21 protein-coding genes are annotated in these 24,604 nt (G+C 53.5%); 8 read left to right on the top strand and 13 right to left on the bottom strand.

Features of this window, described 5'->3' with window-relative positions:
- Nucleotides 1-169 precede the first annotated feature (169 nt).
- The 4 genes from thyA to rppH all read right to left on the bottom strand — a co-directional run bounded on the left by thyA (nt 170) and on the right by rppH (nt 4,851).
- Nucleotides 170-964, bottom strand: a complete 795-nt coding sequence (thyA, locus tag ACLJNW_RS09480) for a thymidylate synthase (protein ID WP_000816247.1) — start codon at nt 962-964, stop codon at nt 170-172.
- Nucleotides 965-970: 6 nt separating this feature from the next.
- Nucleotides 971-1,846 (bottom strand): prolipoprotein diacylglyceryl transferase, encoded by an 876-nt coding sequence (lgt, locus tag ACLJNW_RS09475; RefSeq protein ID WP_000204645.1) that lies wholly within the window; start codon nt 1,844-1,846, stop codon nt 971-973.
- A gap of 215 nt (nt 1,847-2,061) precedes the next feature.
- Nucleotides 2,062-4,308, bottom strand: coding sequence for a phosphoenolpyruvate--protein phosphotransferase (gene ptsP, locus ACLJNW_RS09470; protein ID WP_000957888.1), 2,247 nt, complete (start codon nt 4,306-4,308; stop codon nt 2,062-2,064).
- Nucleotides 4,309-4,320: 12 nt separating this feature from the next.
- A complete protein-coding gene (rppH, locus tag ACLJNW_RS09465) occupies nt 4,321-4,851 on the bottom strand; it encodes an RNA pyrophosphohydrolase (protein ID WP_000564481.1) in 531 nt (176 codons plus the stop codon).
- 682 nt (nt 4,852-5,533) lie between these two features.
- On the opposite strand from rppH, the gene mutH reads away from it, so the two are divergent.
- From mutH to ACLJNW_RS09445, 4 genes are all read left to right on the top strand, one after another.
- A complete protein-coding gene (gene mutH, locus ACLJNW_RS09460; protein ID WP_001274930.1) occupies nt 5,534-6,229 on the top strand; it encodes a DNA mismatch repair endonuclease MutH in 696 nt (231 codons plus the stop codon).
- A 181-nt stretch (nt 6,230-6,410) separates the two neighbouring features.
- Nucleotides 6,411-7,124, top strand: a complete 714-nt coding sequence (locus ACLJNW_RS09455; protein ID WP_000895635.1) for a TerC family protein — start codon at nt 6,411-6,413, stop codon at nt 7,122-7,124.
- 169 nt (nt 7,125-7,293) lie between these two features.
- Nucleotides 7,294-7,512 carry a YgdI/YgdR family lipoprotein gene (locus ACLJNW_RS09450; protein WP_000758662.1) on the top strand — a complete coding sequence of 73 codons (219 nt, stop codon included), beginning with the start codon at nt 7,294-7,296 and terminating at the stop codon, nt 7,510-7,512.
- A gap of 190 nt (nt 7,513-7,702) precedes the next feature.
- Entirely contained in the window at nt 7,703-8,743 is a 1,041-nt protein-coding gene (locus ACLJNW_RS09445; RefSeq protein ID WP_000558960.1) for an NADP(H)-dependent aldo-keto reductase, read from the top strand.
- An 86-nt stretch (nt 8,744-8,829) separates the two neighbouring features.
- Here ACLJNW_RS09445 and lplT read toward each other — a convergent pair whose 3' ends face one another.
- Both lplT and aas read right to left on the bottom strand, forming a co-directional pair.
- Nucleotides 8,830-10,032 (bottom strand): lysophospholipid transporter LplT, encoded by a 1,203-nt coding sequence (gene lplT, locus ACLJNW_RS09440; RefSeq protein WP_000004679.1) that lies wholly within the window; start codon nt 10,030-10,032, stop codon nt 8,830-8,832.
- On the bottom strand, nt 10,025-12,184 hold the full coding sequence (gene aas, locus ACLJNW_RS09435) for a bifunctional acyl-ACP--phospholipid O-acyltransferase/long-chain-fatty-acid--ACP ligase (protein ID WP_000896102.1): 2,160 nt from the start codon (nt 12,182-12,184) through the stop codon (nt 10,025-10,027). The genes lplT and aas overlap by 8 nt, the downstream gene beginning before the upstream one ends.
- A 592-nt stretch (nt 12,185-12,776) precedes the next feature.
- Between aas and galR the strand changes: the two genes are divergently transcribed.
- Together galR and ACLJNW_RS09425 are read left to right on the top strand one after the other, a co-directional pair.
- The gene (gene galR / locus ACLJNW_RS09430; RefSeq protein WP_000201028.1) at nt 12,777-13,805 is read left to right on the top strand and encodes an HTH-type transcriptional regulator GalR; all 1,029 of its coding nucleotides are present in this window, start codon (nt 12,777-12,779) and stop codon (nt 13,803-13,805) included.
- Between the two features lie 10 nt (nt 13,806-13,815).
- The gene (locus ACLJNW_RS09425) at nt 13,816-14,838 is read left to right on the top strand and encodes a LacI family DNA-binding transcriptional regulator (protein ID WP_072161599.1); all 1,023 of its coding nucleotides are present in this window, start codon (nt 13,816-13,818) and stop codon (nt 14,836-14,838) included.
- Between the two features lie 9 nt (nt 14,839-14,847).
- Here ACLJNW_RS09425 and lysA read toward each other — a convergent pair whose 3' ends face one another.
- Nucleotides 14,848-16,110 (bottom strand): diaminopimelate decarboxylase, encoded by a 1,263-nt coding sequence (gene lysA / locus ACLJNW_RS09420; protein WP_000056597.1) that lies wholly within the window; start codon nt 16,108-16,110, stop codon nt 14,848-14,850.
- A 117-nt stretch (nt 16,111-16,227) separates the two neighbouring features.
- Between lysA and ACLJNW_RS09415 the strand changes: the two genes are divergently transcribed.
- On the top strand, nt 16,228-17,163 hold the full coding sequence (locus tag ACLJNW_RS09415; protein WP_000741798.1) for a LysR family transcriptional regulator: 936 nt from the start codon (nt 16,228-16,230) through the stop codon (nt 17,161-17,163).
- Here the strand turns inward: ACLJNW_RS09415 and ACLJNW_RS09410 are convergent.
- From ACLJNW_RS09410 to ACLJNW_RS09385, 6 genes are all read right to left on the bottom strand, one after another.
- The gene (locus ACLJNW_RS09410) at nt 17,135-17,842 is read right to left on the bottom strand and encodes an aspartate/glutamate racemase (protein WP_000848629.1); all 708 of its coding nucleotides are present in this window, start codon (nt 17,840-17,842) and stop codon (nt 17,135-17,137) included. The two genes, ACLJNW_RS09415 and ACLJNW_RS09410, sit on opposite strands and share 29 nt — an antisense overlap.
- 112 nt (nt 17,843-17,954) lie before the next feature.
- Nucleotides 17,955-19,370: an arabinose-proton symporter AraE gene (araE, locus tag ACLJNW_RS09405; RefSeq protein WP_000253635.1), complete on the bottom strand. Its 1,416-nt coding sequence runs from the start codon at nt 19,368-19,370 to the stop codon at nt 17,955-17,957.
- A 353-nt stretch (nt 19,371-19,723) separates the two neighbouring features.
- The gene (gene kduD / locus ACLJNW_RS09400; RefSeq protein ID WP_024154714.1) at nt 19,724-20,485 is read right to left on the bottom strand and encodes a 2-dehydro-3-deoxy-D-gluconate 5-dehydrogenase KduD; all 762 of its coding nucleotides are present in this window, start codon (nt 20,483-20,485) and stop codon (nt 19,724-19,726) included.
- Between the two features lie 56 nt (nt 20,486-20,541).
- Nucleotides 20,542-21,378, bottom strand: a complete 837-nt coding sequence (gene kduI, locus ACLJNW_RS09395; RefSeq protein ID WP_000383274.1) for a 5-dehydro-4-deoxy-D-glucuronate isomerase — start codon at nt 21,376-21,378, stop codon at nt 20,542-20,544.
- Nucleotides 21,379-21,807: 429 nt separating this feature from the next.
- On the bottom strand, nt 21,808-22,986 hold the full coding sequence (locus ACLJNW_RS09390; protein WP_000665980.1) for an acetyl-CoA C-acetyltransferase: 1,179 nt from the start codon (nt 22,984-22,986) through the stop codon (nt 21,808-21,810).
- Nucleotides 22,987-23,108: 122 nt separating this feature from the next.
- Entirely contained in the window at nt 23,109-23,972 is an 864-nt protein-coding gene (locus ACLJNW_RS09385) for a LysR family transcriptional regulator (RefSeq protein ID WP_001270769.1), read from the bottom strand.
- A 103-nt stretch (nt 23,973-24,075) separates the two neighbouring features.
- Here ACLJNW_RS09385 and ACLJNW_RS09380 point away from each other — a divergent pair, with 103 nt between their 5' ends.
- Nucleotides 24,076-24,531 (top strand): multidrug/biocide efflux PACE transporter, encoded by a 456-nt coding sequence (locus ACLJNW_RS09380; RefSeq protein WP_001519547.1) that lies wholly within the window; start codon nt 24,076-24,078, stop codon nt 24,529-24,531.
- The last annotated feature ends 73 nt before the right edge of the window (nt 24,532-24,604 follow it).

The raw sequence follows: 24,604 nt of genomic DNA, 5'->3' as shown, positions 1-24,604 counted from the left end.
GGCGGGGCAAAAATAACGAGCGCCAAATACAGATTGTTCGGCGCGTTACGGAAAAAAGTTCATGTCTTGCAGCGCGTTGCAAAATTTCAGGAATCCGCGCCGAAGATTGAGACAAAGGGTAAAAAAAACCGACGCGCGATGACGTCGGTTATGGCAGGATCGTCAGCGCTTAGATAGCGACCGGCGCTTTAATACCGGGGTGCGGATCATAGCCTTCAATTTCGAAATCATCGAACCGGTAGTCAAAAAGCGAATCGGGTTTACGCTTAATGACCAATTTCGGCAGCGCGCGCGGTTCACGGCTTAATTGCAGGTGCGTCTGCTCCATATGGTTGCTGTACAGGTGCGTGTCGCCGCCGGTCCAGACAAAATCGCCGACGTCCAGGTCGCACTGTTGCGCCATCATATGCACCAGTAACGCGTAGCTGGCAATGTTGAACGGCAGACCGAGGAACACATCGCAGGAGCGCTGATAAAGCTGACAGGAGAGTTTTCCATCTGCGACATAAAACTGGAAAAAGGCGTGACACGGCGCCAGCGCCATCTTATCCAGCTCGCCGACGTTCCACGCAGAAACGATAATACGACGAGAGTCCGGGTCGTTTTTAAGCTGGCTTAAGACCGTGGCGATCTGATCGATATGGCGGCCATCCGGTGTTGGCCATGCACGCCACTGCTTACCATAAACCGGGCCTAAATCGCCGTTCTCATCAGCCCATTCGTCCCAGATGGTGACATTATTTTCGTGCAGGTAAGCGATGTTGGTATCGCCCTGCAAAAACCATAGCAGTTCGTGAATAATTGAACGTAAATGGCAGCGTTTCGTCGTCACCAGAGGAAAGCCTTCCTGCAGGTTAAAACGCATCTGATGGCCAAAAATGGAAAGCGTGCCGGTGCCGGTACGGTCGTTTTTCTGTGTGCCTTCATCCAGCACTTTTTGCATCAGTTCTAAATACTGTTTCATGGTTCCTCAGGAAACGTGTTGCTGCGGGCGGCGGCGATATGCCCAAACCATCATGATCGCGCCAGCGATAATCATCGGGATAGAGAGAATCTGCCCCATGCTGATGTACTGTACCCACGCGCCGGTAAATTGCGCGTCCGGCTGGCGGAAGAATTCAACAATGATACGAAACGCGCCATAGCCAATCAGGAATAATCCGGAGACTGCGCCCATCGGACGCGGTTTGCGAATAAAGAGATTAAGGATGATAAACAGCACCACGCCTTCTAATGCCAGTTCATACAACTGGGAAGGGTGGCGCGGCAATACGCCGTAGGTATCAAAAATAGGCTGCCATTGCGGATGTGACGGCAGCAGCGCAATATCTTCCGCGCGTGAGCCAGGAAAGAGCATGGCAAACCGGAAGTCAGGATCGACGCGCCCCCACAATTCACCGTTGATAAAGTTGCCCAGACGCCCGGCGCCCAGGCCGAACGGAATTAACGGCGCAATAAAATCAGACACCTGAAAGAACGAGCGCTTCGTGCGCCTGGCGAAGATAATCATCACCAGTATCACGCCGATAAGCCCGCCGTGGAAGGACATGCCGCCGTCCCAGACGCGGAATAAATAGAGCGGGTTATCCAGAAACAGAGGGAAGTTATAAAACAGGACATAGCCAATACGTCCCCCCAGGAAGACCCCCAGGAAACCTGCATAGAGTAAATTTTCAACTTCGTTTTTGGTCCAACCGCTTCCCGGACGGTTAGCGCGACGCACCGCCAACCACATCGCGAAAACGAACCCCACCAGATACATCAAGCCATACCAGTGAAGCGCGACGGGCCCAATTGAGAAAATGACCGGATCAAAGTCCGGAAAATGCAGATAGCTACTGGTCATCTGTCACCACAATTTCTTGTTATTTCGCTGAAGAGATAGCGATTGATAAGCGCGCCTGCGCGTTGCAGACGCTCCAAAGGTGCGAATAATAGCACAAGGGTTAAAAGCGAGATGCCGATTACCGTTAAAAGATATGTATACGCATTGTCTTTCATCTTGCAGGCGTGTTGTCTGTGCCGTGAATCCACAGTCACTCTCTTTTCCCGCTCCAGTCGTTACAACCCTCCGCGAATCAATCCCCCCATCCCGCGGCGCTCCATAAACGCCGCCACCTGATGACGCACTTCGGTCGCCATCTGCGCCTCAAGGCTGCGTCTGGCAAGGGTTTGCGCGTCTTCAAAATCGATATGCCGCAGCAGATATTTCACACGCGCTACCGAACGGCCATTCATCGAAAGATGGCGATATCCCAGACCGATAAGAATCGCCACGCACATCGGATCGCCCGCCATCTCGCCGCACAAGCGAAGATCGAGGCCATTTTTTTCGGCTTCCTGCGCAATCATGCTCAGTGCGCGCAGCATAGCCGGATGCAGACTGTCGTAAATACTGGCCACGCGGGTATTGTTGCGATCTACCGCCAGGATATATTGCGTTAAATCGTTGGTGCCGACCGAGATAAAGTCGATCCGGTTAGCCAGATGCGGCAGCATAAATACCATTGATGGTACTTCCAGCATAATGCCGATACGCGGTTTCGGGATCGCATAGCCGATCATCTCCTCGACCTCGCGCCCGGCGCGTTCGATCAGACGCCGCGCTTCATCGACTTCATCAATACTGGTGACCATCGGCAGCAAAATGCTGAGGTTGCCAGTCGCCGCATTGGCGCGCAGCATCGCGCGGACCTGGATCAAAAAGATCTCCGGCTGATCCAGCGTAATGCGGATCCCGCGCCAGCCCAGACACGGGTTCTCCTCGCTGATCGGCATATAGGGCAGTTGCTTATCCGCTCCCACATCCAGGGTCCGCAGCGTCACCGGTTTATCGTTAAACATTTGCAGCATCCCTTGATACTGCGCCACCTGCTCTTCTTCCGAGGGAAACCCGCTTTGCAGCATGAAGGGAATTTCAGTACGGTACAGGCCGATACCGTCGATCCGACTGCCTAACTTTTCCTCATGCTCGGGACTGAGCCCGGCATTCAGCATCACTTTGACTCGCTCGCCGCTTTTCAGTTGGGCGGGAAGATTGACGTCGTCCTCCGCCAGACGACTGAGTTCTATCTCTTCACTAATGAGCCGCTGATATTCCTGAATAAGCACGGGTTCAGGATCGACCAGTAATTCACCGCGATAGCCATCCACCACCAACGTACGGCGATGTAGCACCGAAGGCTGGATATCAGCGCCCATGACGGTCGGGATACCGAGCGCGCGCACCATAATCGCCGCATGCGAGTTTGCCGCGCCGTCGCGCACCACAACGCCCGCCAGCCTGTCCTGCGGCAGCTCCGCCAGGGTGGTCGCCGACAGCTCATCCGCGACCAGAATAAAACGTTCCGGCCAGGCGTTTGGCCCCTGAACTGAATCATCAAGGTGGAATAACAGCCGCTGCCCCAGCGTGCGTAAGTCTCCCGCACGTTCTTTGAGGTAGTTATCGGTTAGCGCCGCAAATTGCTCGGCAAATTTTTCGATGATTTTTTTAACGGCCCACTCCGCAACAGCGCCTTTGTCGACCTCGGCGAAGAGTTCGCGACGCAGTCTGGCGTCTGAAAGCAGGTGTGAGTACAGATCGAAAATGGCCGCCGTCTCTTTTTGCGCGCCGGCGGCAAAGCGTTTGCTGTATCGTCGGAACTCGTTCGCCGCCTCTTCCAGCGCGCCGGTCAGTCGTTCGCGTTCAAGAGAGGTATCCAGCGTAGACGCTTCGTAAACCTGTTCCATCAGCGGCATGGTCGCGTCTTGCCAGCCCGTTGCGATAGCCACGCCCGGCGCCGCAGGAAGCGCGCGGATTCGCGTCTGCCGGTATTGCCCGAACAGCGCTGTGACCTGCGACTGTGACAGGATAGCCGCCATTTGCGTAGCGAGCGTGACGAGGAAAGACTCTTCGCTTTCATCGTACTGGCGCAATTCGCGCTGCTGTACGACCAGCACGCCGAGAAGTTGGCGACGCTGAATGATCGGCACGCCGAGAAACGCGCGAAAACGCTCCTCTTTTACCGAAGGAATGTATTTAAAGCTGGGATGTTTTTGCGCATCGGCAAGGTTAATGGGTTCCGCCAGTCTGCCCACCAGACCGACGATCCCCTCATCAAACGCAAGCGCAACGGTTCGACCACGCGGTTTTTTCAACCCCCGCGTCGCCATCAGGTAATAACAGCGTCGGTCATGATCGGCCAGGTAAACCGAGCAAACCTCTGTATCCATCGCAAGACAGATATCCGTGACCAGAATATTCAGCGCCTCGTTCAGACGCGGCGCACTGGCCACTTTTTCGACTATTTCGCGCAGGCGAGTGAGCATAATTTGCGTGGCTTAACCTCTTTTACGTCGATAAGCAGGCGCGCTTTGTAGCTTAGGGGGATTATCCTGAAGCGCCATGACAACACTTGCAAACTCTTTCATTACCCTGCGGTAGACATCGCGTTTAAATGACACCACTTGTCGAACCGGATACCAGTAACTTACCCAGCGCCAGCCGTCAAACTCCGGCGTACTGCTGGTTTGCATATTGATTTCGGCGTCGGCGCTCATTAACTGCAAAAGAAACCACTTTTGTTTCTGGCCGATACATACCGGCTTTGTGTCCCAACGCACCAAACGTTTTGGTAACTTGTAACGCAACCAGTTGCGAGTAGAAGCAAGGATCCGCACATCTTTACGGCTTAACCCAACTTCTTCAAACAGTTCCCGGTACATCGCCTGTTCTGCCGACTCCCCTGGATTTATCCCGCCCTGCGGGAACTGCCAGGAGTGCTGACCAAATCGCCGGGCCCACATCACCTGCCCCTGACGATTACAAATTACGATACCTACATTTGGGCGGTAGCCATCGTCATCAATCACCGGACTACCTCAACATAAACCTTATATATGAACGATTGTTTCATACTCCAGTGAGGCGGTAAACCACTCTGTAATAGTGACACAGCCTAATAACAATTGAATAACTCACAGTAAATAGCCGAGTTATAAACAGATGATGACGCCCTTGCGCCATTTTATTCACCTTTTCTGTGGATATAGTTGTGAAGAAGTATGGAATTACCACGGGAAAACCCAGAACAGTCTGAATTCCTCATGCTGGAGACAGTAAAAATAGTGCCTTATATTCATTGCGTTATAGACAAATCTTACATGCTACCTTCATAAAGCGTGACCAGCATCACATCTAAGATCCTTATGCTGATGAAAGATCAACCAGCGTCGGTTTTATCCACAGATTGTGCCAATAACTTACGCACTATTTGTCTGAATTTTCGATTTTCGTCGCACGTCAAGGCTGTAAATGGAAACAGTAGTGGTGGTTTTACACAGTTATCCCAACTTTCTGTGGATAACATAGTGTAAGATCCTGTTTATTGTCAGTGACCAGAATTGAAAAACCCGCTTCAGCGTTGCGCAACACGAAGAAACAACACAAAAAAGGCAATAAAAATCAGTCTATTGAATATAAGACACAGAAAAAGATAAACTCTGCCCATACGGTATAAAATCACTGCTCATTTTTTGACCTAAGGTAATTGTCATGTCCGCTCTTTGTCCGCTACTGACTCCGCCTGCTTCGGAAGCATTGCTGTTAGCCCAGGCGCGGCAGCTTTCCGGCTATACGTTAGGCGAGCTGGCGGCGATGGCCGGCATTACCACGCCTAAAGATTTGAAGCGAGACAAAGGCTGGATCGGTGTCTTGCTGGAGATCTGGCTCGGCGCCAGCGCCGGGAGCAAGCCGGAGCAGGATTTCGCCGCGTTAGGCGTAGAACTGAAAACCATCCCGGTGGATAGTCTGGGTCGTCCTCTGGAAACAACCTTTGTTTGCGTGGCGCCGTTAACCGGTAACAGCGGCGTGACCTGGGAGACAAGTCACGTACGGCATAAATTGAAGCGCGTGCTATGGGTGCCTGTCGAAGGCGATCGCAGCATACCGTTAGCCGAACGCCGCGTAGGTTCGCCGCTACTCTGGAGTCCGAGTGAAGAAGAGGACAGGCAGCTACGCCTCGACTGGGAAGAGCTGATGGACATGATAGTGCTGGGCCAGGTGGAACGCATTACCGCCCGTCATGGCGAAGTCTTGCAACTGCGGCCCAAAGCCGCCAATGCCAGGGCGCTCACCGAGGCTATCGGCGCGCGCGGGGAACCTATTTTGACGCTACCGCGTGGATTTTATCTGAAAAAAAATTTTACGCAGGCGCTGCTGGCTCGCCATTTTTTATTGCAGAATCCGTAACGTCCATTACACGCAAATGCGCCTCCGCTATGGCTACGCATCGGGCCGGCGCCGGATAAACGTAAGCGTATTGACGCCGCTATTTTACACCGTTCCTGGTTGCGCAAATTCAGTCTGGGCTTTCGCCCGTCACTCGACGGGCCTATAATTACCGCTTCTTTTTTTGGCAGGACTTTGTTCGATGTTATTTGCATGGATAACCGATCCTAATGCCTGGCTGGCGCTCGGTACGCTGACGCTGCTGGAGATTGTACTTGGGATCGACAACATTATTTTTCTTTCTCTGGTGGTAGCAAAACTTCCCACGGCGCAACGAAACCACGCACGGCGGCTTGGGTTGGCGGCGGCGATGGTTATGCGCCTGGCGCTGCTGGCGTCAATCGCCTGGGTCACTCGGCTGACTAATCCGCTGTTTGAGCTTTTCGGCGAAGCGATTTCCGCCCGCGATCTCATTCTTCTACTGGGCGGGTTATTTTTAATCTGGAAAGCCAGCAAGGAGATCCATGAGTCCATCGAAGGCGAAGAAGAAGGGTTAAAAACCCGGGTTTCTTCTTTCCTGGGCGCAATAGTGCAGATTATGCTGCTGGATATTATTTTCAGCCTTGATTCAGTTATCACAGCGGTTGGTCTCTCCGATCATCTGTTTATTATGATGGCGGCAGTCGTTATTGCCGTGGGTGTCATGATGTTTGCGGCACGGCCCATCGGCGAGTTTGTTGATCGCCATCCGTCGGTAAAAATGCTGGCGCTCTCCTTTCTGATCCTGGTTGGCTTTACCCTGATTCTGGAAAGTTTCGACGTTCACGTTCCGAAAGGGTATATCTATTTCGCCATGTTCTTCTCTATCGCAGTAGAGAGCCTGAACCTGTTGCGTAATAAAAAGAATCCGCTGTAATCCTGTCTCGCTCCCCCGCCGGGGAGCGAATACTCACTTTATTTCCTTTCTTCTCACAGATTAAGATTTTGCTGCTTCCGACATGCAGAGCTGCGCGTTATTACTAGACTATTATCAGACATATGATTAACAGACTATTATCAGATGCAGGCTACGTGAGGACAAACGGATGAAAAAGTGGGCAGTTGTAATTTCCGCAGTAGGGTTGGCTTTTGCGGTATCCGGATGCAGCAGCGATTATGTAATGGCGACGAAAGATGGTCGTATGATCCTGACCGATGGAAAACCGCAAGTTGACGATGATACCGGTCTGGTCAGCTATACCGATGCACAGGGAAACGAGATGCAAATCAACCGTGACGAAGTATCCCAAATCATCGAACGTTAAGCGGTGGCCTGTGATCAAGGTCAGCGTTCTGCAGGCCTTCAGGCTGCGTCCCGTAACGGTGCGTGGCGACCACGCCCGGTAACAATTACGCCGCGCAGCCTGCAATTTTACTTTCCCTTTTGCCTTCCCTCTGCCATTTTTATTGTCCTTTGTCGGGAATTTCTGACTTCATAATAAAAAGGAAACGGCTATGCACTATCACCGTATACCCCACAGCTCGCTCGAAGTAAGTACGCTAGGGCTGGGCACAATGACATTTGGTGAACAAAACAGCGAAGCCGACGCTCACGCACAGCTCGACTATGCCATCGCAAATGGCATTAACCTTATCGATGCCGCCGAGATGTATCCGGTACCGCCGCGCCCGGAAACACAAGGGCTGACGGAGTCCTATATCGGTAACTGGCTCGCCAAACGCGGCAACCGTGAAAAACTGATCATCGCCAGCAAAGTTAGCGGACCGGCACGTAATAATGATCAAGGCATCCGGCCTCATCAGGCGCTGGATCGTAAAAATATTCGCGAAGCGCTACACGACAGTTTGACCCGATTGCAGACCGACTATCTGGATTTGTATCAGGTGCACTGGCCGCAGCGCCCCACTAACTGCTTCGGTAAACTCGGCTATAACTGGACGGACTCCACGCCAGTAGTAAGTCTACTGGAGACGCTAGACGCGCTAAGTGAGTTTCAGCGAGCGGGTAAGATTCGTTATATTGGCGTTTCAAATGAGACAGCGTTTGGCGTTATGCGCTATCTGCATCTGGCGGAAAAACATGACCTGCCGCGTATTGTCACGATCCAGAACCCCTATAGCCTGTTAAACCGCAGCTACGAGGTCGGGCTGGCGGAAGTCAGCCAGTATGAAGGTGTTGAATTGCTCGCCTACTCCTGTCTGGCGTTTGGCACATTAACCGGTAAATACCTGAACGGGGCCAAACCCGCAGGCGCGCGGAATACCTTGTTCAGCCGCTTCACACGTTACAGCGGCGAACAGGCGCAAAAAGCCGTTGCCGCCTACGTCGATATCGCGAAGCGTCACAATCTTGATCCGGCGCAGATGGCGCTGGCCTTTGTTCGCCGCCAGCCGTTTGTCGCCAGTACGTTACTGGGCGCAACCACGATGGCGCAGCTCAAGACGAATGTGGAAAGTCTGCATCTGACGTTAAGCGAAGAGGTTCTGGCGGAGATTGAGGCGGCGCATCAGGTTTATACCTATCCGGCGCCGTGATGGTCAGTGCCCGGTGGCGCTACGCTTCCGGGCTTACAGAGACAATGTAAGCCCGATAACACGCACTCGCCGCCCGGCATATTCACTCAGTATGATGCCTGCCGGCGCTGCCAGATCCACAGCGCCGCGATCGCCAGCGCGAACAGCACGCCAAAGCCGATACCTATCGCCACTGCCGGAACGCCAACCAGCACCGCCAGCGAGTACAGTCCCAGCATTAATAGCATGGCGCTATTCTCGCCCAGATTTTGTACGGCAATGGCATTCCCGGCGCCAACGCTCTTCTTACCGCGCTCCTGGAGCAAAGCGTTGAGCGGCACCACAAAAAAGCCGCCCAGCATACCTATCAACAGCAACAAGGCATAAGCAGGCAGCAATGCGTGCTGTAATGAGAAGATCGCAACCACAACGCCAATCAAAATCCCGGCGGGCATACAGCGCGATACGGTCTCCAGCGTCACCAGTTTTGCCGCCGCGCCCGCGCCGACCACAATGCCTACCGCCACCATGGCGTTCAGGTAAGTCGGCGTGGCGTTATCCGTAATCCCCAGCGCCACCGGCACCCACAGCACCAGCAGAAAACGCAGCGTCACGCCTGCGCCCCAGAATAGCCCGGTCCCCACCAGCGAAAAACGCGTTTCACCGTTACGCCAAAGGACAACGCAAGCGCTGAAGAAACTACGCGTCATCGCCGACAACCGCCAGGATTGTCCTGGACGCGCCGCCACAAGCTTCGGGATAAACAGGTTCGCCGCCACTGCGCCAGCGTAGGCCAACGCGCAGGCAACCAGCGCAGCGATGACATGCCAGTCGGCCAATACGCCGCCCGCGACGGAACCGAGCAAAATCGCCGCAATCGTAGAGGCTTCCATCAGGCCATTGGCTTTCACCAGCTTATCGCCCGTCGTCAGTTCGCCCAGAATACCGTATTTCGCCGGAGAATAAGCCGCCGCGCCAATCCCGACCAACGTATAACCGACAAAAGGATTTATGCCGAGGCAGATACCTGCCGCTCCCGCCAGTTTAAGACCATTGGCGACCATCATCACCCGGCCTTTGGCAAAGCTGTCCGCTATCTGGCCGACAAACGGCGCAAAAAGAATGTAAGCGCCCACAAACACCATTTGCAAAACAGGCTGGCTCCAGTCCGGGTAAAACTGAGCTTTCAGCAGTGCCAGCGTCGCGAACAGCAGCGCATTATCGCCAAAAGCCGAGAGAAACTGCGCGACAATCACCGACAGCATCCCTTTCGACCAGATGGAGGTGTTAGTACGTACTGACTCACTCATGATGTTGTTCCGGCGCATCCACCCAACTTTTCAGCGTCACAAAATCGGGTTTCCCGCTGCCAAGCAAGGGAAGCTGCTTCAGATAACGGATATCACGCGGGACGGCAAGTTCCGGAATACCGTGTTCACGAGCATAGTGCTGTAACTTTTCTCGGGTGAGTTCGCTGTCAGTCGTAAACAGTACCAGCGCTTCACCTTTGCTGGCATCGCTTTTAATGGCGGTAGCGTGCATTTTGTCCGCCGAAACGCCAAGCGCCAGTTGCTCGACCATCTCCAGCGAGACCATTTCGCCAGCAATTTTCGCAAAGCGTTTCGCGCGCCCCTGAATCTGCACAAAACCATTTTCATCGAAGCGTACAATATCGCCCGTGTCGTACCAGCCGCGCTCAGTTTCGCCTCTGGAGTTTTCCGCCGACGGCACCTCCAGCACGCCCGGTTTTTCCACGCGCAGATAGCCATTCATGATATTCGGCCCTTTCAGCTGTAGCCGACCGCCGTTTTCAATACCGGGCACCGCCAGCAGACGCGCGTCCATGCCAGGCAGAATGCGGCCAACAGTGCCAGGCTTAGCCGCCATCGGCACGTTAATCGAGACTACTGGCGCGCATTCCGTTACCCCGTAGCCCTCAAGAATGCGCAGACCGAATTTATCCTGCCACAGTTGTTTGGTACTCTCCTGAAGTTTTTCCGCACCGGCCACCACATAGCGCAGGCGATAAAAATCATACGGATTGGCAAAGCGCGCATAGTTGCCGAGGAAGGTTGACGTACCAAACAGCACGGTACAGTTACGGTCATAGACCAGTTCCGGCACAATGCGGTAGTGCAGCGGACTTGGATAAAGAAACACTTCCGCGCCGGTCAACAACGGCGTAAACAGGCCCACCGTCAAACCGAACGAGTGAAAGAGCGGCAGCGCCGACATAAAACGGTCATTGGCGGTGAAATCCGCAATCGTTTTTATCTGCTCGACGTTCGCCAGAATGCTTTTATGGCTGTGCACCACCCCTTTCGGGTGCCCTTCCGAGCCGGAGGTAAAAAGAATGATCGCCGCGTCTTCCGGCTGCTGTTTTACCTGCGCCAGTCGCGGCGCCAGGAGGTGGGCAAAAATCCACAGCTTGTCGGCGGGTGTGACGTCCGCTTTTAAATCTTCCAGGTAAACCCAGCGAACCTGCGTTAGCTGCTCCGGCAGGTGCCACAATTTACCTTTATCGAGGAACTGGCGGGAGGTAAAAATCGTTTTAATTTCCGCCGCGGTAATCGCGCTGGTCAGCCCTTTTACCCCCGCCGTGTAGTTCATCATGGCCGGAATGCGGCGACGAGAAACCGCGCCGAAAATCACCGCCGCGCTGATGGCGGCATTCGGCAGCATTAAACCGATTTTCTCGCCCTCAACGCTGTACTTTTCCAGAATCCGGCCAACAAAAAGCGTCTTGGTCAGTAACTTACGATACGTATCCGGCGTAAAGTTAATGTCCTCAATACAGTTTTTACCCGCGCCGTAACGATATTGCGCCGCCAGCAACGATTCGTATAACGTCTCGCGCGGGCGCACCGCCATACGCGCTTCCATCATGATCTGGTGCAGCATCTCACCCGCTATTTTACGCCTGTCGCGCGCGCGCGGCGCTTCCGGCATCGGTATTTGCGTCGGCGGTAAAATATGAAGCTGAATACGGGGGAATAAGCGCCGTTTAACCAGACCTTTCAGGCGACTGAAAGGGGTAAGCTCCGCGCCGTCAATGCGGAGCGGAATGACGGTTGCGCCCGATTTTGCCGCCACAAAGCCTGCGCCGTCATAAATTTTCATCAGCGAGCCGGTCACGGAAATCCGCCCTTCCGGGAAAATCACCACTGGACGCCCCTGCTCCACCAGACGCACCAGGTGTTTAATGGACATGGGTTTAGTGGGATCGAGCGGCACAAAATCGATCAGCGGCGTTAACCAGCGCATATACCATTGCTGGCTGATGGAGGTATATACCGCAAAGACAGGCCGTACCGGCAAAAACAGCGCCAGTAGCATACCATCGATAAATGAAACGTGATTGGGGGTAATTAAGACCCGGTTCCCCTGTAGCGCCCGGACATCGCCAGTGACGCGCACACGATAAAGCACGCGAAACAGGTTACGGAAAAATCCAAACAGCATTTCAACTCCCTTTGGCCGACAATTCGCTAAAAGATGAATTGTGGCAGATTACACGAGTTGCGTAACAGGAGCGATAGCAAAATAGGTTCGAAAAAAAACCTGCGCATCCGCGCAGGTTGGTGCAAGAGACAGGTACGAAGAGCGTACCGAATAATCTCACCAATCAATACCTCTGGGATCTTGATTGTGGGCTTCGCGCGTCTGCATCGCCAGTCCGAAAACGCAAAGGAATAAACGGAAATGCAACGAGTTGTGTAAATTATCCGTTACTGTTACAGGTTCAGGCGAAACAAAAAAAAACCTGCGCATCTCTACGCAGGTTGGTGTAATTCGTGTGATCAACAATGACGTTGATTCCACCTATCAATACCTCTGGGATCACCACTCTATCAACCTGACTCGCTGGCCTGCCAGCAGACAATCGCAACAGCGCTTCGCAAACTGTAACGAAAGATTTGTATTGTCACTTTACAGACGCATTTCTCCCGTGCAGGTCACATTTGCCCGACACGGCGGGGCAAGAGGCTTGAACAGACGTTCATTTTCCGTAAAACTGGCGTAATGTAAGCGTTTACCCACTATAGGTATTATCATGGCGACCATAAAAGATGTAGCCCGACTGGCCGGTGTTTCAGTCGCCACCGTTTCTCGCGTTATTAACGATTCGCCAAAAGCCAGCGAAGCGTCCCGGCTGGCGGTGACCAGCGCAATGGAGTCCCTGAGCTATCACCCTAACGCCAACGCGCGCGCGCTGGCACAGCAGGCAACGGAAACCCTCGGTCTGGTGGTCGGCGACGTTTCCGATCCTTTTTTCGGCGCGATGGTGAAAGCCGTTGAACAGGTGGCGTATCACACCGGCAATTTTTTACTGATTGGCAACGGGTATCATAACGAACAAAAAGAGCGTCAGGCTATTGAACAGTTGATTCGTCATCGTTGCGCAGCGTTAGTGGTACACGCCAAAATGATTCCGGATGCGGACCTGGCCTCATTAATGAAGCAAATCCCCGGCATGGTGCTGATTAACCGCATTTTACCGGGGTTAGAACACCGCTGTGTCGCGCTGGATGACCGTTACGGGGCATGGCTGGCGACCCGGCATCTGATCCAGCAAGGTCATACGCGTATTGGGTATATCTGTTCCAATCACACTATCTCTGATGCCGAAGATCGCCTGAGGGGCTATTACGATGCGCTGGCGGAAAGCCATATCCCGGCTAACGATCGGCTGGTGACGTTCGGCGAACCGGATGAAAGCGGCGGCGAGCAGGCGATGACTGAGTTATTAGGCCGCGGCAGACATTTTACCGCGGTGGCCTGCTATAACGACTCGATGGCGGCCGGCGCGATGGGAGTATTAAATGATAATGGCGTGGGGGTGCCGGGCGAAGTATCGCTCATCGGTTTTGATGATGTACTGGTCTCACGCTATGTGCGTCCCCGACTGACCACCATTCGGTATCCGATCGTCACCATGGCGACACAGGCGGCGGAGCTGGCCTTAGCGCTGGCAGGGAAATGCCCTACGCCGGAAGTGACCCATGTATTTAGTCCGACACTGGTACGCCGACATTCGGTATCCACGCCGACGGATACCGGGCACCTGTCGACAACCGATTAATCAGGGTAGCATGATGGCGACAATGCTGGATGTTTCCCGCCATGCGGGCGTATCAAAGGCCACCGTCTCACGAGTGCTGAATGGGACGGGGCAGGTAAAAGAAAGCACGCGCCAGAAAGTGTTTACGGCGATGCAGGCTCTGGGCTATCGCCCCAACCTGCTGGCACGCTCGCTGGCGAATCGCACCAGCAACAGCATCGGTCTGGTCGTCTCTACGTTTGACGGCTTCTATTTCGGCAGTTTGTTGCGCCGGGCGTCGCGCCAGGCGGAGTTGCATAACAAGCAGTTGATCGTCACCGATGGTCACGATACGCCGGAACGAGAGCAGAAAGCCGTACAAATGTTGGCCGACAGACAGTGCGACGCTATTATTCTTTACACTCGCTATATGGATGAGCCGGCGATTTTGTCGTTGATTGACGCCACGGAAATGCCGCTGGTGATTATTAATCGCAACGTCACTCAGGCCCGCGATCGCGCTATTTTCTTCGAGCAGGAGACGGCGGCATTCCAGGCGGTGGAATACCTGATTACGCAGGGCCATCGCGATATCGCCTGTATTACGCTGCCTGTTCATACTCCCACTGGCACATCACGCGTAGCGGGTTATCGCAAGGCGCTGGAAAAGTATGGTATTCCCTGGCAACCGGCAAAAGTGAAATACGGCGATTACACGCTGACGCGCGGCTATGACGCCTGCCGGGAATTACTGGAGGAAGGCGTCACGTTTAGCGCGCTATTCGCCTGTAATGATGACACGGCGCTGGGCGCGGCAAAAGCGCTGCGCCAGGCCGGATTACGCATCCCGCAGGATGTGTCGCTGTTTGGTTTTGACGATGCGCCGGGCGCAACCTGGCTTGAACCGGGGCTTTCAACAGTCTATTTACCCATCGAGGATATGATAGCCACCGCGATCGATCAGGCCGTTCGTCTGGCGAACAGCGAGCCGGTCGCCCCGATCCCACCCTTTACCGGCACGCTGATTCTGCGCGAGTCCGTCGCCGCAGGCCCGTTTTTTCAACGTCCGGCCTAATGATGCGCTTCAGAGCATCTCCAGCGCTAACAGCTCTTCAATGGTCTGACGACGGCGGATCAGCCGCGCCTGTCCATTGTCAAACAGTACTTCCGGCAGGAGCGGGCGGCTGTTGTAATTCGATGACATAGACGCGCCGTACGCGCCGGTATCGTGCAATACGAGGTAATCGCCGGGGATGACCGCAGGTAAGGCGCGTGTTTCAACCATTCCCCCTTCCTGCTGCGTAAAAACATCGCCTGATTCGCATAGCGGCCCGGCGACCACCGTCTCGACCCACGGGCCATTTTCAAGCGCGCGACCATCCGCCGCCAGCGCCGAAATACGGTGATAGCTACCGTACATCGCCGGGCGCATCAGATCGTTAAAACCCGCATCTACCAGCACGAAATGGCGGCTTCCCATCTGTTTTACGCTACGCACCTGCGTTACCAGCACGCCCGATTGCGCCACCAGAAAACGTCCGGGTTCGATCTCAAGTTTGACCGCATGTCCCAGATGGCGGGCGATTTGCTCGCGCGCCGCGTTCCACAGACCATAGTAATGGCGCGTATCAACGGGCTCTTCTCCCTCACGATAAGGTATCGAGAGTCCGCCGCCTGCCGAAATCGCCTCCACATCCTGACCACATTCCAGCACCTGGCGTACCATCGCGCCGCAAACCTGCTCCAGATGGCCATAATCGACGCCGGAACCAATGTGCATATGGATACCGACAAGTTTCAGTCGGTATTTCTGCATTATCGCCAGCGCCGCCGGAAGATCGCTATGCCAGATGCCGTGTTTGCTGTTTTCGCCCCCGGTGTTGGTTTTCTGGCTGTGCCCGTGACCAAAGCCAGGATTCACGCGCAACCAGACGCGATGCCCAGGCGAAACCTGACCAAGCTGCGTCAGCATATCTACCGAACCGGCATTGACCGGAATATGCAGTTCGCTGACGCGCGCCAGCGTGGCGGCGTCAATCACATCGGCGGTAAAAACGATATCATCAGGGCACGTTTGCGGATCGTAGCCCGCCGCCAGCGCACGTTCGATCTCCCCCAATGAAACAGAATCCACCTTGACGCCCTGCGCGCGCATTAAGCGCAGGATATGAATGTTCGAACAGGCTTTTTGCGCAAAACGCACGACGTCAAACTGCTGCAGGGCGGCTATCTGACGGCGAATAATGTGCGCGTCATAGACCCAGACCGGACAGCCGAATTCAGCAGGCAATCTGAGCAAATTTTCAGCGTTAAGGTCAGTTTCAGCGTAATAATGCGGCAATGACATAACAAACTCCGGAACAGGCTTTTTAACGATTACGCCATACCTTAGAAAGAATAAAAAATATCGTTTTATTGTCAGTCTATGCAAAAATGATATGGGATAAATGATTCAGGGAAACGTATGGCTGCCGTTAATTTACGTCACATTGAAATTTTTCATGCCGTAATGACCGCCGGAAATCTCACCGAAGCGGCGCGGCTGCTGCATACCTCGCAGCCTACCGTCAGTCGCGAGCTGGCGCGTTTTGAGAAAGTGCTGGGATTAACGCTGTTTGAGCGCACACGCGGGCGCTTACATCCGACGGTGCAAGGGCTACGCCTGTTCGAAGAGGTACAACGCTCCTGGTATGGGTTGGATCGCATCGTCAGTGCGGCGGAAAGTCTGCGCGAGTTCCGTCAGGGCGAACTCTCTATCGCCTGCCTGCCGGTCTTTTCACAATCCTTTTTGCCGCCGCTACTACCGCCTTTTCTGGCGCGTTATCCGGATGTCAGCCTGAATATTGTGCCGCAGGAGTCGCCGTTGCTGGAAGAGTGGCTCTCCGCTCAGCGCCACGACTTAGGGCTGACGGAGACGCTTCATGCCCCGGCAGGAACAACCCGTACCGAGTTACTAACGCTAAATGAAGTGTGCGTACTGCCCTGCGACCATCCGCTTGCCGCCAAAACGGTGCTGACGCCAGACGATTTTCAGGGGGAAAACTTTATCAGCCTCTCCCGCCTGGACAGCTATCGACAGTTGTTGGATACGTTATTTGCCGAACATCAGGTGAAGCGCAGAATGGTGGTGGAAACGCATAGCGCGGCCTCCGTCTGCGCGATGGTGCGCGCCGGGGCGGGCGTTTCGATCGTTAACCCGCTGACCGCGCTGGACTATGCCGCCAGCGGCGTCACCGTTCGCCGCTTCAGCATTGACGTGCCCTTTACCGTCAGCCTGATTCGCCCGCTACACCGCCCCGCCTCCGCGCTGGTTGACGCCTTCAGTAAGCATTTACAAACGCATCTTTCGCGCCTGGTCGAACCGCTGGAGGTTATTCTGGGGCCGATGACGAAAGCATAAAGCTCACGGCATCTGCGGCATGAATTGCAGTGGTATCGAAAACCGGTAGCGCGCTTTGCGTCTGGGGAACAAGCAAACCTATTTCAGTGCAGCCAAAAATAACGCCCTGCGCGCCTTGCGCAGCCAGTTGTTCGATAACCTGTAAATAATAGTGGCGCGACGCGTCAGTGAATGTCCCCTGACAGAGCTCGTCAAAAATGACCTGATTGATACGCGCCCGATCGTCCGCCTCCGGCACGATGGTCTCAATCGCAAATTGCTGTTCCAGCCGCCCGCGATAAAAATCCTGCTCCATCGTATAGCGGGTCCCTAATAGCGCCACGCGATGCAACCCCTGACGGGCGATAGCTCGCCCGGTAGCATCCGCGATGTGTAGGAAAGGCAGAGAACAACGAGATTCAATAATGTGCGCGATTTTATGCATGGTGTTGGTACATAGCACAATGCCTTCTGCGCCCGCCTGCTGTAACCCCTGGGCGGCCTGCGCCAGGATATCGCCCGCTTTATCCCACTCGCCGCGGCGTTGACATACTTCAATATCGTGGAAATCTACGCTATGCAGCAGTAAGCTCGCCGAGTGCAGGCCTCCCAGCTGCTGTTTAATGCCTTCATTGATTAAACGGTAATAAGGGATAGTCGATTCCCAGCTCATACCACCCAACAGTCCGATCGTTTTCACTGCGCTCTCCTTTTTGTAAAGCATTATGGCAGTGAAGCAAACTTACACATCCGTTTCCAGTCTATTTTTCATCATGCCGGATAACAGGCGTCATCCGGCATGGGAGGGGGGATTACACGCCAATATTTCTTAGCTTCTCGCCCGCCATTAGCTTGCGTTCGATATGCTCCAGGGTGACATTTTTGGTTTCCGGAATCAGCCAGAAAGTGATACCGATAAAAGCGATATTCAGCGCGGTGTAGAGCCAGAATGTACCTGCCGCGCCAATGCTGTCCAACAGTGTCAGGAATGTCGCGCCGATGATCATGTTCGATACCCAGTTTGTCGTGGTTGAACAGGTAATGCCAAAATCACGACATTTCAGCGGCTGGATTTCCGAACACAGTATCCACACCACCGGAGCGGCGCTCATCGCGTAACCGGCGATACACATCATCGTCATCCCAACGGAAAGCCAGGAGAGACCGCTTGATGCCGTACCGTTATCAAACTGCATCAGGCAGTAGCCCAACACCAATGTCCCTAACGCCATTACGCTGAAACCGATTTTTAACGCCGGTTTACGCCCGGCCTTATCGACCGTAAAGACGGCGATAAACGTCGCGAACATAAAGGTCAGTCCGACCACCAGCGTGGCGATCATTTGCTGTTCCGTGGTGGTAAAGCCGGCCATTTTAAAAATGCGCGGCGCATAGTACATAATGATGTTCATGCCGGTGAACTGTTGCATTGCCTGTAGCAACATACCGAGGAACACGGCGCGGCGAACATTACGGTTAGCTTTAAATAATGCCCACCCGCCCTGCTTGAGTTTGAGGCTTTCCCGAATCTCATTCAGTTCATCACGGGCTTTTTCCGAGGTATCGCGCAGCATACGCAGCACCTCTTCCGCTTCAATATGGCGACCTTTTTGCGCCAGCCAACGCGGACTATTCGGCAAGAATACCACCAGAATAATGAGCAACACCGCAGGCAGCGCCAGTACGCCCAACATCGCGCGCCAGTTGCCGCTGTAGCTGAATGCCGTATCGGATAAAAAAGCCAGCACAATGCCTAACGTCACCATCAGTTGATACATACTGATCATTTTGCCGCGAACATTTTCACTTGCCATTTCAGAGAGATAAAGCGGCGCGGTATAGGACGCAATCCCTACTGCTACGCCCAGTATCACGCGGGCGCCAATCAATACTTCCACGCTGGAAGCAAACGCCGACCCCAGCGAGCCGAGCACGAACAAAATCGCGCCGGCCATCAGGCTATACTTACGCCCCAGCCGAAATGAAAGCCAGCCGTTAAATAATGCGCCAATTGCCGCGCCAAGCATCATACTGCTGACGACCCATTCCTGCAGCCGACTGGTCAGCACGAAATGGTCGGTAATAAAAGGCAGCGCCCCGGCGATAACGCCGATATCCAGACCAAATAACAGTCCCGCTACCGCCGCAGAAACCGAAACAAACATATTCATACGTCGTGTGTCGCGAAGCGAACGCGGCGTTAAAGCAGAGTCATTAATAGAGACCATATTTTCCTGCCACCACAGAGTAAGACATAGCCTGAAAGTACGGGATACTCTTCCTCAAGTGTCAGGCTGGAAACGGCATAAATATGGATTAAATGGCTACGCTATAGCGATATGTGATGGATATTACACTTTTTAAATTTAACGCCGTTGCCAGGTATTTTTTCAAACCACCAATATTTCAATAAGTTAAATCATTGATTATAGCTATTATTTAATAATATATGGATTAAGTTAAACCCACAATATGGACTATGCTAATAAGATCATAAAAAAACCCTGTACGAGGACAGGGCTTTATCAGTTTTTTCGGCCAAAGCGTCGATTTTCCCAGAAACGCATTTGTCAGTAGCGGATTAACGCGCCAGCCAACCGCCATCTACCGCTATGGTATAGCCGTTAATATAATCAGCGGCGCTGGATGCCAGGAAGACTACCGGGCCCATTAAATCGCCCGGTAGCCCCCAACGTCCAGCCGGAATACGGTCGAGAATTTCGGCGCTACGTTGTGCATCAGCGCGCAATTGCTGGGTATTATTCGTGGACATATAGCCCGGCGCGATGGCGTTCACATTGATATTGTGTTTCGCCCACTCGTTCGCCATCAGACGCGTTATTCCCATTACGCCGCTTTTCGACGCGGTATAAGACGGAACGCGAATGCCGCCCTGGAAGGAGAGCATAGACGCGATATTAATAATTTTGCCGCCGTTGCCCTGGGCAATAAAATGTTTTGCCGCCGCTTGAGACATAAAGAACACGCTCTTGATGTTCAGGTTCATGACGTCATCCCAGTTTTTTTCCGTGAAATCAATCGCATCTTCACGACGGATTAAACCCGCGTTATTCACCAGAATATCAATATGACCGTATTCCGTCACCGCCCGTTCCAGTAGCGCCGGAATACCATCGATTTGGCGCAGATCGGCTGTCAGGCTTAAAAAACGACGTCCCAGAGCGGTGACGCGCGCAATAGTTTCCGTCGGTTCAACAATGTTAATACCGACAATGTCACAGCCCGCTTCCGCCAGCCCTAACGCCATCCCCTGCCCCAATCCGGTATCGCACCCCGTCACAACCGCGACTTTACCTTCAAGAGAAAATGCATTCAAAATCATTGTTAATCCTTATTTTTGTCATGCCTGTCACGCACAGGCGTTATCACCGGTCGCGACTAGCGCAGATCTTGTACCGCAACGTGATCCATGTCATCGAAGACCTGATTTTCTCCCACCATGCCCCAAATAAACGTATAGGCTTTGGTGCCAACGCCGGAATGTATTGACCAGCTTGGGGAAATAACCGCCTGTTCATTACGCATTACAATATGACGGGTTTCCTGAGGCTGCCCCATCATATGGAAAACGCAACTGTCCTCTTCCATATTGAAATAGAGGTACACTTCCATACGGCGCTCATGGGTATGGCATGGCATGGTGTTCCATAGATTGCCGGGCGCCAGTTCGGTGAGTCCCATACTGAGCTGACAGGTTTCCAGTACATCCGGTACGAAGTATTTATTGATGGTGCGACGGTTACTGGTGAGGTTATCGCCTAAGGTGACGGGCGCAACGTCGGCAGGCGACACTTTTTTCGTCGGATAAGCGGTATGCGCTGGCGCGCAGTTGTAATAAAACTTCGCCGGTCTGCTCGCCTCATTGCTGACGAAGACCAGCTCTTTCGCCCCTTTACCAATATACAGAGCATCACGATGACCAATATCATGGCGCTGCCCGTCAACGATAATGGCGCCCGCGCCGCCAATATTAATGACGCCCAGCTCGCGGCGGTCCAGTAACCGGGAAACGCCAAGCTGTTTACCCACCTCTCCGCCGATTTCAACAGAATGGCTGACGGGCATAATGCCGCCGACAATAATACGGTCGATATGGCTGTAGACCATCGTATATTCATCAGCGACAAAAATATTTTCTATTAAAAACTCGCGTCGCAGCGCCTGGGTGTCCAGCGTTTTAGCGTGCTCGCTATGGATGCTTTGCCTTACGTCCACTTTTCCCTCCAATGATAAATCGATCGCAATGGCATAAAATCAAAACACTGTTTTGATTTATTTAACGGCATCATAGTCGCCTGGATAAAGGTTTTCAACAATAAATAAAACAACGTTTCATTTATATGGTTGGTTATTTTTAAAACTGCTGTAGCGATCACGATCGGCGCTAAAATTTACACACTTGTCTGATTTTCAGACATGTGCGCCAAGTGCTGTATGCGGTTACTCAGATAAAAATTGAAGCTTGTTTTAGAACGAGGTCTGATGTGCGAATTGAATTAAAAGCGGTATGCGTCTGCAATGCCCGACGCGGCAAGACGTTCCGCGCTATAACGAAAAAGGGGGGTCTGTCACTGGCTTTGCCCTCGTGATAGAGGGCTTTTTATGACGGAATACTGAAGCAGGAAAAGGGTGGCTGGCGCAGGATCAGTCGCGTTCAATGGTTAAAGCAACGCCCTGGCCGCCACCGATACACAGCGTCGCCAGGCCTTTTCGCGCGTCGCGTTTAACCATTTCGTGCACCAGTGAAACCAGAATTCGACAGCCGGAAGCGCCAATGGGATGCCCCAGCGCAATCGCGCCGCCATTAACGTTTACCCGTCGCTCATCCCATTCCAGCATTTTTCCTACCGACAACGCCTGGGCGGCAAACGCTTCGTTGGCTTCGATAAGGTCGACCTCCGTCAGTTGCCAGCCGGCACGCTCCAGACAGCGCCGGGTAGCATATACCGGCGCAATCCCCATTAGCGCAGGATCGACGCCGACGCTGGCAAACGCGCGGATGCGCGCCAGCACCGGCAGCCCCAGCGCCTGGGCTTTCGCCTCGCTCATCATCATCACCGCGGCGGCGCCATCGTTGATTGAGGAGGCATTACCCGCCGTCACCGAACCTAAACTATCAAACGCCGGATGCAGCAGGGCTAACCCCTCCGCACTGGCGTCGGCCCGCGGTTGTTCATCCGTATCGACAATTGCGGTCTGCCCATTACGTTGCGTGACGATGGGGACAATCTCATCTTTAAAACGTCCGGTATCAATCGCGGCCCTGGCTTTTTGCTGCGAACTGAGCGCATAAGCATCCTGTAACTCGCGGCTGATGCCATATTCCCGCGCCAGGTTTTCTGCCGTCACGCCAATGTGATAATCGTTGAAGGCATCCCATAAGCCATCATGTACCAGACTATCCACCAGATTGTCGGCATCAGGCAACGCGCCGGTACGGCTGTCATTGAGGACATGCGGCGCACGGCTCATATTCTCCTGCCCGCCCGCAATAACAATGTCCGCTTCGCCGCACTGAATAGCCTGCGTCGCCAGGTGCAACGCTTTTAAACCGGAACCACAAACGTCATTAATGGTAATAGCGGAAACGGTAGTCGGCAGCCCTCCTTTGATGGCTGACTGGCGCGCCGGATTCTGCCCGGCGCCAGCCGTCAGCACCTGACCGAGGATGACCTCATCGATAGCGTTAGCGTCCACGCCGGTGCGCTCAATTAACGCTTTTACGACCATGCTCCCCAGCTCGACGGCGGAATGACGGGCCAGCGTTCCCTGAAAACAGCCGATGGGTGTCCGTAAAGCCCCCACTATCACAACCTCTTTCATTACCACCTCAGCGCAAAATGACACCGCCATAGTAGAGCATTGTTAAAATTAGTTATCTTGATTGTTTAAAAAAAGTGAGTTTTATCACAAAGGAAATGACGCTGATTTGACGGTGACGCAGCTTATTTCTGCTGCAAATGGTAGCGAAGCCAGTTCCCCGCCGTTCCGGGCGGCGTCTTCTTGTTCCACAGCAAATCAATAGCAATCGCCCTCGGCCAGCCAGGAACATCCAGCTGCGCCAGCGGTTTTTCCGCCGCAAACTCTTCCACCAGCGCGCAGGGCAATACGCACCAGCCAAATCCCTGAACCGCCATGCTCAACAGCAATAAATAGTTTGGCGCTGACCAGGCCGGGCCGCGCGTAATGTTGGCGTTAGAGTCAAGGTAGGTATTCAGACGCAGCTCGCGCCAGGTATGCAGTTGTTCCCATTGCAGGTTCGTCTGCGACGCCAACGGATGCGTGGTCGCCACATAAACCCCCATCCAGCTTTGAACAGGCAGACGCGTCGCGCCAATGTCTGTGGGATAGTCATCACGCGCTTCAATCAGGCCTATCTGGGCGCGCCCTTTTTGCAGCAGGTCGATGACATCATCATTTTCTCCGATCAAACATTCAAACTCGGTATGCGGAAATTGACGATCAAACTGCGCCATTAACTCTTCCAGACTGTCAGGATGCAGGGTATCAGAGAGGACAAACGTGAGTCTTGCCTCCGTCTCGCCGGATAACGTCAGCGCCACCTCATCCAGACGGTCGCTCGCCGATAAAATAGCCTGAACATAGCTAAGCACCCGTTTTCCTTCTTCGGTCAGAACGGGCTGGCGCGAAGATCGATCAAATAATGAAAATCCCAGATCCGCCTCCAGATGCGCAATGGCGGTACTAATGGTGGACTGGCTTTTACGCAGGCGGCGCGCCGCCGCAGAAAACGAACCGCAAGAAACGGTCTCAACAAATGCCATTAACGCTTCAGGTGAGTAACGCATAACCTATCTACTTTATCGATGGATGTTATCTTTTAGGTATCACATTAAACGATAAAATAGCGGAAATTTCTTTCGTTTGATTAAGAGTAAGGTTTTTTCGTTTATGCAACATGACGCCATACAACGTCGCTCGCTGCCGGAGCGTATTTTCCATGCTGTCTGTTTTGAAGGTATTGCGACTGCGATACTGGCGCCAACGACCGCCTGGCTAATGCAGCGCTCGGTGCTGGAGATGGGCGGCCTGACGATATTGCTGGCAACGACGGCCATGATCTGGAATATCATTTATAACGCTCTGTTTGATCGACTGTGGCCTGCGCATCAGGTGAGACGAACCGCCAAAGTGCGCGCACTCCATGCGTTAGGATTTGAAAGTGGGTTTATTGTCATTGGCGTGAGTATTGTCGCCTGGGTACTGAATGTCAGCCTGCTACAAGCATTCACCCTGGAAATTGGTTTCTTCCTGTTCTTTTTGCCGTACACGATGCTGTACAACTGGGCATACGATGTTTTACGCCAGCGAATAGTGACCCGCCGCCAACAGCGCGTTAGTGCATGATATTGCTCTTTTTTGCCGGGATCGCAACGCTCCCGGCCCTCCTCCTCCACGACATCCATCTGCTTAAAACGCC

Source organism: Salmonella sp. SAL4457, from assembly GCF_046548235.1.
GTDB classification, from domain to species: Bacteria; Pseudomonadota; Gammaproteobacteria; order Enterobacterales; family Enterobacteriaceae; genus Salmonella; species Salmonella enterica.
This window is presented reverse-complemented; position numbering and strand designations above follow the sequence as displayed.

Coding starts and splice junctions, on each gene's coding strand:
- thyA (WP_000816247.1), bottom strand. CDS start 964: ATGAAACAGTATTTAGAACTGATGCAAAAAGTGCTGGATGAAGGCACA.
- lgt (WP_000204645.1), bottom strand. CDS start 1,846: ATGACCAGTAGCTATCTGCATTTTCCGGACTTTGATCCGGTCATTTTC.
- ptsP (WP_000957888.1), bottom strand. CDS start 4,308: ATGCTCACTCGCCTGCGCGAAATAGTCGAAAAAGTGGCCAGTGCGCCG.
- mutH (WP_001274930.1), top strand. CDS start 5,534: ATGTCCGCTCTTTGTCCGCTACTGACTCCGCCTGCTTCGGAAGCATTG.
- ACLJNW_RS09455 (WP_000895635.1), top strand. CDS start 6,411: ATGTTATTTGCATGGATAACCGATCCTAATGCCTGGCTGGCGCTCGGT.
- ACLJNW_RS09450 (WP_000758662.1), top strand. CDS start 7,294: ATGAAAAAGTGGGCAGTTGTAATTTCCGCAGTAGGGTTGGCTTTTGCG.
- ACLJNW_RS09445 (WP_000558960.1), top strand. CDS start 7,703: ATGCACTATCACCGTATACCCCACAGCTCGCTCGAAGTAAGTACGCTA.
- lplT (WP_000004679.1), bottom strand. CDS start 10,032: ATGAGTGAGTCAGTACGTACTAACACCTCCATCTGGTCGAAAGGGATG.
- aas (WP_000896102.1), bottom strand. CDS start 12,184: ATGCTGTTTGGATTTTTCCGTAACCTGTTTCGCGTGCTTTATCGTGTG.
- galR (WP_000201028.1), top strand. CDS start 12,777: ATGGCGACCATAAAAGATGTAGCCCGACTGGCCGGTGTTTCAGTCGCC.
- ACLJNW_RS09425 (WP_072161599.1), top strand. CDS start 13,816: ATGATGGCGACAATGCTGGATGTTTCCCGCCATGCGGGCGTATCAAAG.
- lysA (WP_000056597.1), bottom strand. CDS start 16,110: ATGTCATTGCCGCATTATTACGCTGAAACTGACCTTAACGCTGAAAAT.
- ACLJNW_RS09415 (WP_000741798.1), top strand. CDS start 16,228: ATGGCTGCCGTTAATTTACGTCACATTGAAATTTTTCATGCCGTAATG.
- araE (WP_000253635.1), bottom strand. CDS start 19,370: ATGGTCTCTATTAATGACTCTGCTTTAACGCCGCGTTCGCTTCGCGAC.
- kduD (WP_024154714.1), bottom strand. CDS start 20,485: ATGATTTTGAATGCATTTTCTCTTGAAGGTAAAGTCGCGGTTGTGACG.
- ACLJNW_RS09390 (WP_000665980.1), bottom strand. CDS start 22,986: ATGAAAGAGGTTGTGATAGTGGGGGCTTTACGGACACCCATCGGCTGT.
- ACLJNW_RS09385 (WP_001270769.1), bottom strand. CDS start 23,972: ATGCGTTACTCACCTGAAGCGTTAATGGCATTTGTTGAGACCGTTTCT.
- ACLJNW_RS09380 (WP_001519547.1), top strand. CDS start 24,076: ATGCAACATGACGCCATACAACGTCGCTCGCTGCCGGAGCGTATTTTC.